The sequence below is a fragment of the Flavobacterium sp. GT3P67 genome (assembly GCF_004349155.1).
GTDB classification, from domain to species: Bacteria; Bacteroidota; Bacteroidia; order Flavobacteriales; family Flavobacteriaceae; genus Flavobacterium; species Flavobacterium ranwuense.
This window is the reverse complement of the sequence record NZ_SMLF01000003.1, coordinates 177063-187936: the sequence shown is the minus strand read 5'-3', so window position 1 is coordinate 187936 and position 10874 is coordinate 177063. Positions and strand designations below refer to the sequence as shown.

Annotated in this window: 5 protein-coding genes; 4 read left to right on the top strand and 1 reads right to left on the bottom strand. The window is 34.6% G+C overall.

Going from position 1 to position 10874, the window contains the following annotated elements; genetic code table 11:
• Window positions 1–356: 356 nt before the first annotated feature.
• The gene (locus E0H99_RS17205; protein ID WP_165930272.1) at window positions 357–5903 is read right to left on the bottom strand and encodes a fibronectin type III domain-containing protein; all 5547 of its coding nucleotides are present in this window, start codon (window positions 5901–5903) and stop codon (window positions 357–359) included.
• A 1089-nt stretch (window positions 5904–6992) separates the two neighbouring features.
• On the opposite strand from E0H99_RS17205, the gene E0H99_RS07255 reads away from it, so the two are divergent.
• The 4 genes from E0H99_RS07255 (at window position 6993) to kdpA (ending at window position 10836) form a co-directional block, all read left to right on the top strand.
• Entirely contained in the window at window positions 6993–8336 is a 1344-nt protein-coding gene (locus E0H99_RS07255) for a sigma-54-dependent transcriptional regulator (RefSeq protein ID WP_165930275.1), read from the top strand.
• Window positions 8337–8536: 200 nt separating this feature from the next.
• A complete protein-coding gene (locus E0H99_RS07250) occupies window positions 8537–8818 on the top strand; it encodes a hypothetical protein (RefSeq protein WP_131993111.1) in 282 nt (93 codons plus the stop codon).
• A 142-nt stretch (window positions 8819–8960) separates the two neighbouring features.
• Complete coding sequence (gene kdpF, locus E0H99_RS07245; protein WP_131917220.1) at window positions 8961–9038, top strand: K(+)-transporting ATPase subunit F; 78 nt, start codon at window positions 8961–8963, stop codon at window positions 9036–9038.
• Window positions 9039–9114: 76 nt separating this feature from the next.
• Window positions 9115–10836: a potassium-transporting ATPase subunit KdpA gene (gene kdpA / locus E0H99_RS07240; protein WP_131993108.1), complete on the top strand. Its 1722-nt coding sequence runs from the start codon at window positions 9115–9117 to the stop codon at window positions 10834–10836.
• Window positions 10837–10874 lie beyond the last annotated feature (38 nt).

Sequence of the window (10874 nt, the reverse complement as noted above, 5' to 3'; positions counted from 1 at the left end):
GCCACAGATTAAAGAAAAAAATGAATTAGACTTATTGGAGAAATCCATTAAAATCCTTTAAATATGCGGCAAAAAAATAAAGTGATATGACTATTCGTAACTAATACCAAACAATACTTTTTGCCTCAGATTTAAAAGATTTCCACAGATTAGAGAAAAGCGAATTCGATTTATTAGGGGAAATCCGTGAAAATCTTTTAAATCTGTGGAAAAAAAAATGTTAGTTCGCAAAGCGGACAGCATATCCTTTTTTTTATCGGACAAAATGTTTTAATAGACAAAATGTTTTTTTGACAACATAGCAAAAAAAAGCTACCTCGAATCGAGATAGCTTTTTAGTATAAAATTTGAAATGATTATTGCTTAATGAAACGTTTTATTACAGATTGTCCGTTTGTGGTTATTTCTAGTAAATAAGCACCGGTGTTAATATTTGTAACTGAAACAGCTCCATTTTCAACTTTTCCTTTTGAAACTTCTTGTCCAAGTAAATTAATAACTCTGTACGTAGCGTTTTCAGCTGACGATACATTTAAAACAGCTCCTTTTACAGGGTTTGGATATATATTGATATTCTGTACCTTGATGGATTCAATTAATTTGGCAGTAGAAGAAACAATATTTACGGTATAATCTTCTACTTGTCCGAAAGAGAATACCTCACACGATGTTGGAATTGCGTTGTATTTCATCGACACTCTCATTCTGGTTGAACCAATTACAGCAGTTGCTGGAATAGTAAATGAACCGGAAACTGGGGTTGTTGTTGAAGCGGTTTTAGACCATACTAGTTCTCCTGCATCGGCAAAATCACCATCCCTATTATAATCAATCCAAACTGCATATCCTTCTTTGTATTTTGTTGAAGTCCAAGACGGAGTTATTGTTATGGTATAAGCTGTTCCCCTAGATGTATTTGTAGAAATAGCAGTAAAGTTTTCATAACCAGTTCCACCAGTTGAAGTGTTGCTGATCGTTCCTAAAACTACTTTTCCAATTTTTTCACTAGCCACACTGTTTCCTTGCGATGTACAATAAATTAAAGTATTGGCTAATGTTGTCACATTTACGATATTACTTGAAGGAGATACATTTCCGGCAACATCTTTTGCTTTTACCGTAAAAGTATAGGCAGTTGAAGCTGTTAATCCAGTCACGGAATAAGTAGTGCCAGATGTTGTTCCTTGTAGTGTTACTCCCTTATAAACATCATATCCAGTTACAGCAACATTATCTGTAGAAGCAGTCCACGATAAATTTGTAGTTGTCGATGTAGTTCCAGAAACGGTTAAACTCGTGGGTACTGTTGGTGCTGTAGTATCTGGGGTAGTTACGTTTACAATATTACTTGCTGCCGATACATTTCCCGCAGCATCTTTGGCTTTTACTGTAAAGGTATAAGTGGCAGCAGTATTTAATCCTGTTACTACATAACTTGTTGTACTTACAGTTGCTAATAAAGTTACACCTTGATATACATCATATCCAGTTACAGTAACATTATCGGTAGAGGCAGTCCATGATAAATTTGTAGTTGTCGATGTAGTTCCAGAAGCGGTTAAATCCGTCGTTACTGTTGGTGCTGTAGTATCTGGGGTAGTTACATCCACAACATTACTTGTTGCCGATACATTTCCTGCAGCATCTTTAGCTTTTACTGTAAAGGTATAAGCGGCAGCTGTAGATAATCCTGTTACTTCATAACTTGTTGTACTTACAGTCGTTAATAAAGTTATACCTTGATATACATCATATCCAGTCACCCCCACATCATCGGTAGAGGCTACCCATGACAAATTAGTGGAACTTTGTGTTGTTCCAGATGCTGCTAAACTTGTGGGTGAAGTTGGTGCAGTTACATCAATTATTGGATCTAAGGTTGTAATAATAACTTCATCGCTAGCCCCAGAAATATTCCCGAATGCATCTTTTGCTTTTACAGAAAAAGCATATGGACTAGAAGTGGTTAGTCCAGTCACTGTAAAACTCGTTGAAGCTACAGTAGCAATTAAAGCAGTGTCTTGGTAAACATCATATCCAGTCACAGCAACATCATCAATAGAAGCATTCCAAGATAAAAGGGTTGACGTCTGAGTTGTTCCGGAAGCGACTAGTAAAGTTGGCACTGTTGGAGCAGAACTGTCTATAAGTACATTTTGAAAGGCAGTTACCGATTGTCCATTACCATCATCAAATGTCCAAGTGACAACTGTGGTTCCTGAATCTATAATAGGAAAGACAGTGTTTGTCATACCAGTAATAGTACCCGTGCAATTATCTGTAGTAGTTGGAGCAACGAGAGTTACTGGGTTTTGGCTACTCACAGATGCTAAAGTAGGTACTAATGGAGCAATTGTGTCGTCAATAATTATTGTTTGATTTTGAGTTGATGTATTGCCATTGCCATCATTATATGTCCAAGTTACTATGGTAGTTCCTTGGCTTGTAATAGGGAATGTAGTTGCAGTAGTTCCTGTAATTACTCCTGCGCAAGCACTAGAAGCTGTTGGAGCTGTTGCAGTAGTTGAACATTGCCCTGTTACAATAGTTAAATTCGCTACAACTGGAATTGGAGCTCCGCAAATATTTACAGCAAAAGTTTGTCCTCCCAAAATAGCTGAATTATTCCCTTTTATCGAAAATTTAAAACTATCAGAATTTGAATTGATGCCATCATTAATATAGCTTAGTAATCCATTATTAATATCGGCTTGGCTAAATACATCTCCATTATTCAACACAGTTCCATTCAATTTTAAAGTTCCTCTTGCAGGAAGCTGTGTAATAGTATAGATTAATTGTGATGTGGTAGCTCCAGGTTGTGAAGCGCTTAATTTGGATTGAAGTATCGTTGTTGTAGTACCTTGTCCAACACTTACAGGATTGTAAGTTAGTGTGATATTATTTACAATTTGTAATTTACCGCAGATGCTAATATTAAATTGATTAAATGTACCCCCTGAAGTATTTGCGACTCTGTCAGTGGCTAATAATACCCAAGTTCCAAGAGAAGAAGAACCATTAAATTTTGACAATGCTTGACTTGATTGTTTAACTCCCGAGAGCGTAGTCAAACATGGAACAGGTAGAGGAGCACCACTATCATCAAAAGTAACATCTATGTTGGCTCCATTACAATCTCTATTGTAGATTTCAGCAAAAATTCCAGTTGGCCCACTAAATTGCATTTTAATATCTGATAACAAAGGATGTGTGGCCTTCATATAAAAGTTCACATCGCTAATTATGATGTTGTCTGGAATGTCAATCCTTGCACTAACGGCATTTGTAGAATTGGTTTCCCAAGTCGAATCGTTGTTTTCAAAATAAACATTAGCATATGTTTTACAGAAATCACTGGCAATTTGAAATACATATACTTCAGAAAAGACACCACTTACACAAGGATTTATTGGCTTAACTCTCCAATAATTAATAGTTCCTTGTGTCAAAGCGCTAGTTTGATAGGAGTTTGAGGTAACAGTTGCGGATTCTGTTATAGTTGAGAAATTTGGATTGGTAGAAATTTGAACGAGATATGAAGAAGCATTAGACAAAGCTTGCCATTGCAATAACGAAGATGTTTGCTGATTTGAGGCTCCATTTGATGGGCCAGTGAGCATTACATTTCCAATTGTATTATCAAAAACATTCAATTCAACGGGGAAATTGATATTTGCACTTGTAGATGTCCCATTAAAGTTAAAGGAATAATTTTCAGCAGAAACACTATCAATAGATGATACCGTCATGGTAACACTACCAGTGTTAGTTCTTGTAGTTGGAGAAAAAGAAGCAGTTGCACCTGTAGGCAAACCAATTGCAGAGAATGTTACTATTTCATTAAATCCTGGTGCTGGTGTGTAGTTAAGTGTATAAACAGCACTTGTAGGTTTACAAACTGAAACACCACTCTGTGCTGTAATTATTTCAAACTTACCTGATTTAATTTCAAAATTAGCATTGGATAAATCAAAGAAAATGTTGGTAGCAGCTTCAACTTTAATTCTATTTAATTTACCAACGTTATTAGGAACGGTTATGTTTTGCGATCCACTATTAGCAACTCCTGAAGCTAAAACTATTGGATACGTATAGCCACCATCAGTAGATAGTTTAATATTTACCGTTGTAGAAAAAGTAGCTGTATTCGTACTGGCTACATTCCATGTGATAGTTTTTGTTTCACCAGCATACCAAATTTCTGAACCTGTATTAGGTGCTGTTACTAAAAAAGGACCAGCCGTTCCTGAAACCGTTACAACACTGTTCCCTTGTTTAGTTTGACCTCCTAAAGGATTATTATCTCTAACGGTTAATCTAAAATTTAGTATTCTTGCTATGCTTGGTAAAACCTCCCATGTAGGCGTAATGTTATCTATAATTGCATTGAGATTAGGAAAAGTTCTCGAAGGAGATGTTGTAGGAGAGAAAGATCTGAAATTTGGGCTTCCAGGATTTGTCGAAACAGGAGGCATTACACCCGTTGTTTCGTTATTCATTTGTTCCCATGTATAGGTCATTGGATTATTTTCGGCATCAGTTGCATTCCCCGTTAATGTAAAAGGTGTAGATTTGGGAATAGTATAATTTGCAATGGCAGCCAAAACAGGCTCGTTATTTGCAGTAACAGTCTCTGTTTCACAAGTGTGTGTGGCAATTGCCGCTGTCATTTGCTGAATACTGATTGCATGAAAATAAGCATCACTATTTCCTTGAACATTTGGTGCGCATATACCCGCATAGCCCATAATCGTAGAGGCACTTCCTGGTTCCATAGCTGATGTAGAAGCTCTCTGGCAGTTATTATTTTGTGTATGTCCTGCTCCAAATTGATGTCCAATTTCATGACATACATAATCTATATCAAAAGGATCAAATTGCGGTGTTACAATTCCAGTAACTCCACTTCCTTTAGACGCCGCCATGCAAGGTCCAGTACTAGCTATTCCACCACCACCAGTGCTAAAAACGTGCCCAATGTCATAATTTCCAACACCTATTAACCCTGTAATATTTGAAGTATTTGTACCTAACATTTGCGAGCCATCATAATTATCATACGGATCAGCATCTGGTATAGCATCAATATTGACATTATTTCTATATATCAATCGATCGTTATTGGCCACAAGTTGAAAAACAACAGCGAAATCTCTTTTATAGACACTATTTACACGAGTGATAGTCGTATTAATTGCTGCTAAAGCACCAGCAACGGTATTACCACAATAGGTTGTGTATTCTGAGGTACAGGCTACTGCAAGCCTATAAGTTCTTAGCTTTCCGTCGGTAGAATTATTAATCTTAGCTCCCTTAGCTCCACTTGAAATTGAAGAAGTCAATTGCTCATCCATTACCGTATTACATACAAAACCATCGGTTAGGTTTTTTGTACAATCTTTTCTGTCGTATACAATATAGTTTTTGGTATCATTTTTTGCAAAGGGATCAATATAAATAGTTTTTTCGCCAGTGATAAGTCCTGTAAATCCTTCGGGAGACATACTAATATAAATCTTATTCAAAGGATTCTTTCTACTCACTCCATAAAAAGATTGAATATCTGGGTATTTTGCTTCCAAATCAGGATGTAAAGTACTTACTTTCTCAACACTAAAGCTTTCGGTAGTTCCATTTTCAAGAGGAAAATCTAATAATAAAGTTGTCGTCAGTTTATTATTTTGGGATCTTTTGGATGCAAAGCTCAAATTTGTTTTTAAAGATTTAAAATCTAATGAGAAAATTTTATATTTAGAAGGAATGATTTTTTTATCTGGTTTAGAAATGGTTTTTGAGATTTTCGATTCCTCTTTTATTTGCCAATTGTTTATTGATTGTGCTATTGAAAATTGACAGAATAATAGAAAAAATAAAAAAGCTAGACAGGTAATTTTTTTCATGTTGTTAAATTATAGGTGCTCAAATCTAAATTAAATATTTAATAAAAACAATTTGAAAACCGGTAAAATGTATTATTTAACCGATTAAAAGCGCTAATAATCATTTTTAAGTTGTTAAAAATGTTAAATATTTTGAGTTTTAAATAAATAATTTATAATAGCTGCTCGGTAAATTTATTGTAGGTGTTGATTACAAGTTCGCTTTTACTTCGCACTTGATAAAAATAGAAGACAAAGTGTAGAAAATTCAAATTTAGACATAAAAAAACCTTAAAAAATTGTTTTTTAAGGTTTTTCGTTTTTGTAGCGAGACCGAGATTTGAACTCGGGACCTCAGGGTTACGAAAATTGAAATAGGATCTTTTTTATTTTATAAGTTACTGATTATTTTTTTTTGTTAAAAGTAGGTTTTATCGCTTTTTTTAATTTCCTCACTCCTTTCAATTACTATTTAGTGGTACAATTTGAACTGTAAAATGAACAATATCTAATAGTGAATTATGTTATTTCAAGAAATTATCTCAAAAATACGAATCTCGGAGATATACTGCGAAGTATGGTTTTTAATTTGCAGCAACAAATAAAAACAGAGAATTATGCTTAGACGAATAGGAGGGTTATTGGTATCTATAATAGGTAAATATTGGTGTAGATCGTTAGCAATAAAGTATCAGGAAATAACAAATCAAAGTAAAATAGTTTAAAATTAGGGTTTGGTTGTAAAAAGAAACAAACACCTACAGCATAAGTATAATTAATTGTTCACAAATCTGAATGAATTTTTAAAGCTAGAATTCACATTACTTGTAATATAAAAACATCACAGAATTAAAAATAGTATCAAAAACATTTCAGTATCAAAACTACTCGATACTTTTGTGCTTATTAAAACCTCAGTTTAAAATTCAAATCATCATACCAAAAACTAGAAGTACTGATTCATAAATAATAAAACCAAGGCTAACAATCCAAAATATAGTATTCTGTGAAACAAAAAAGACTGTGCAACCAACTGGACATGTTAACTTAGTCATCACAGAAAGTTAAGAAATAAATCTTAATTTTGTAACCTAAAATTTTATCTATTCTATCTTGAAAAACATACTCATTATTGACGACGAGGAAAAACTACGTAGCCTTCTTGCCCGAATCGTAAAATCAGAAGGCTTCGAAGTTCTTGAAGCATCCGATTTAAAATCAGGTTTAAAGAAATTAGAACATAATGATATTGATGTGGTACTTTGTGATGTCAAACTTCCTGATGGCAATGGGGTTGATTTTGTTCAAAAGATAAAAGCGGCTTTTCCTCTAACAGAAGTTATTTTATTAACTGCCTTCGGCAAAATTTCCGATGGTGTTCAAGCCATGAAAAACGGAGCTTTCGATTATATCGTAAAAGGCGATGATAATGATAAAATTATCCCATTGTTATACAAAGCATTGGAAAAAGTACAATTATTAAAAAAAGTCAAACAGCTCGAAAAACGAATTTCAGATAAATATTCCTTTGATACTATTATTGGAAAATCTAAAGGATTGGAACAAGTAATTGATTTGGCCAAAAAAGTATCCAAAACAGATTCGACCGTGCTTTTAACCGGAGAAACTGGAACTGGAAAAGAAGTTTTTGCGCAAGCCATTCATGAAAATAGTAACCGAGTAGGGAAATCATTTGTAGCTTTAAATTGCAGTACTTTCAGTAAGGAAATTCTCGAAAGCGAATTGTTCGGACACAAACAAGGGGCTTTTACAGGCGCCATCAAAGACAAAAAAGGATTCATCGAAGAGGCGAATGGCGGAACTTTATTTTTGGATGAAATTGGCGAAATGCCATTAGAATTACAAGCTAAATTGTTACGTGTCTTAGAAACCAACGAATACATTCAAATAGGCGATACCACTCCCAAAAAATCAAATTTTAGGCTAATTGCCGCAACCAATCGCAATTTGAAAACCGAAAGTGAAGAACACCGTTTTCGTTCGGACTTGTATTTCCGATTAAATATTTTTGAGATTACAATTCCGCCATTACGGGAAAGAATAAAAGATATTGCTCCATTGGCACATTATTTTGTGGCACAATTTTCAGCTAAAACAAACAAGCAAACATTGTCTATTGATGTCGAATTTCTTCATAAATTAGAAACCTACCATTGGCCTGGAAATATCAGAGAATTAAAAAATATAATTGAGCGATCTGTAATTTTGGTAAATGGTGAAATACTGACCCAAGACGTTTTACCTTATGAGATGCAACATCAGGAGGATAAAACCAACAAAACACTGTCTGCTTTCTCTATGCAAAGTGTGGAAAAATTGCACATCCAGAAAGTTCTAAATTATGCAAAAGGCAATAAAGCAGAAACGGCACGCTTATTAGAAATAGGAGTTGCAACGCTTTATAGAAAATTAGACGAATACAATATTCAGTAATTTATAATCATACACTTTCGGAGTTCTGAGCCTTGAAAAAGATATCAAAACGAGAAAAGCCTATCAAAATGATAGGCTTTTTTTATGCCGTATTTTGACTAAAAATACATAAGTCACTAATTGATGGTGCTTTATATGTGTCTGTGATTTCTTGGAATACATTTTGGCATAAGCGATGAAGAACATAAAAAATCATTCTTATGAAAAATCAAGTCACTACGATTTACAAACAAGCAGAACGCTTTGCCGAAATCACTAAGACTGCAATCATTACTGGAAACATTACCAGAGCAAAAAAATGTTTGGCTTTGGCAGAGCGGCTATTTGCAACAGGAAGCAGCGAAACAAAGAGTGCCATTTCTAATGTGTATGTTTTTTCGGTTTCCTCTTTTATGGAACTGCGTCATTGCAGTATTTCCAATCTGTTTCCAAAATCGTTAAAGGCAGAATACATCAAACAAATCAATGCTTCGGGAGTGTAATGAGGCTAATCGATTGTCTAAAAGTCTAATAATCCAAATAATCTAAAAATCCATGTTAATCACCATTCTTTTACTCGCATTAGGAGCTGTGCTCTTTGTGATTTGTTTTAAATCAGTCGAATTCTTTGAAAAAATCTAAATTATGATCGCACTATTTCTTGTCGCTCTAGCCGTATTTGGCTACTTGGTTTATGTATTAATCAAACCAGAAAAATTTTAAAAAAAAATGAATTTTTGGAATTTAAGATTGTCACAGAGAATCTAAAATCTAAAATCAACAATCAAAAATTAAAATTATGAATACAGAGTTATTTGGTGTCATCAGTATTTTTATCGTCTCGATAGTTTTGGCTATTCCAATAGGAAGGTATATTGCTAAAATTTATTCGAATGATAAAACGTTACTTGACCCGATTTTCAATCCAATTGAAAAATTCATTTTTAAAATCAGCGGCATCAATGCAACTGAAGAAATGAACTGGAAGCAACATTTAAAAGCACTTTTGAGTGTAAATATGGTTTGGTTCTTTCTTTGTTTTTTTATTCTATTATTTCAAGGGTCACTATTTTTAAATCCTGACAATAATCCATCCATGTCGCCCGATTTGGCGTTCAATACCGCCATTTCGTTTGTGGTAAACTGTAATTTACAGCATTATTCAGGTGAAAGTGGAGTTTCTTATTTGTCGCAAATGTTCTTAATGTTCTTGCAATTTGTATCTGCTGGTGTCGGAATGGCAGCAGCAGCAATGGTTTTTATTGCAATGAAAGAGAGAACTACCGATAAATTAGGGAATTTTTATAATTATTTTATCAAAAGCTGTACACGCGTTTTATTGCCACTTTCTGCTATTGTTGCTGTGGCGCTGTTGTTTAGCGGAACACCAATGACATTTGAAGGAAAAGATGCAATTACTACTTTGCAAGGAGATTCAGTAGAAGTTTCTCGTGGACCAGCCGCCGCTTTTATTGCCATCAAGCATATAGGTACCAATGGTGGTGGTTTTTTTGGAGCCAACTCTGCGCATCCTTTAGAGAATCCAACTTATTTTAGTAATGCGATCGAATTATGGGCACAACTAATTATCCCGTTTGCGATGATTTTTGCTTTGGGTTTTTATCTAAAGAAAAGAAAATTCTCATACGTTATTTTTGGAGTAATGACAGTTGGTTTCTTGCTTTTGGTAATACCAACCGTTATCAGTGAACTCAACGGAAATCCAGCTATCGAAAGAATGGGAATCTCCCAAGCTACTGGAGCTATGGAAGGCAAGGAAGTTCGTTTTGGATCTGCCATTACTGGATTTTGGAGCATTGCCACAACGGTAATTTCTACAGGATCTGTTAATAGTATGCACGATAGTTCGATGCCAGTTTCAGGTTCGATGGAATTATTGGCTATGATGATCAATGCCTTTTATGGCGGATGCGGAGTAGGTATTTTGAACTTCTATATTTTTATTATTCTGGCTGTATTTATTTCTGGTTTAATGGTGGGTAGAACGCCTGAATTTTTAGGAAAGAAAATCGAAGCACGCGAAGTTAAAATTGCTGCTTTCATTGCTATTCTTCATCCTTTATTGATATTGTCAGGAACTGCTTTGGCTTCTTATTTTGCTGCGAATGATACGGCAATGGGCTATTGGTTTAGCGGAAACGCAACAGGATGGCTGAACAATCCCGGACATCATGGATTTTCGGAAATGTTATATGAGTATACTTCGAGTGCCGCGAATAATGGATCTGGTTTTGAAGGTTTAGGAGACAACAATCCGTTTTGGAATATCACTACAGGAATTGTATTGTTATTGAGTCGTTTCCTTCCTATTATTGGACCATTGGCTATCGCAGGATTATTAGCTAATAAAAAATACATCCCGGAAAGTGCGGGAACTTTAAAAACAGATACTACCATTTTTGGAGTAATGGTTTTTGCTGTAATAGCCATCATTGCTGCTTTGTCTTTCTTCCCAGCTTTGGCTTTAGGTCCATTGGCAGAATACTTTACATTAAAATAAATAATTAATTTTTCAATGATTAGCTATAAAACTTTAAC

Excerpts from the sequence above, each read along its gene's own strand:
- E0H99_RS17205 (WP_165930272.1), bottom strand. The coding sequence starts at position 5,903 with ATGAAAAAAATTACCTGTCTAGCTTTTTTATTTTTTCTATTATTCTGT.
- E0H99_RS07250 (WP_131993111.1), top strand. The coding sequence starts at position 8,537 with ATGAAAAATCAAGTCACTACGATTTACAAACAAGCAGAACGCTTTGCC.
- kdpA (WP_131993108.1), top strand. The coding sequence starts at position 9,115 with ATGAATACAGAGTTATTTGGTGTCATCAGTATTTTTATCGTCTCGATA.
- kdpF (WP_131917220.1), top strand. The coding sequence starts at position 8,961 with ATGATCGCACTATTTCTTGTCGCTCTAGCCGTATTTGGCTACTTGGTT.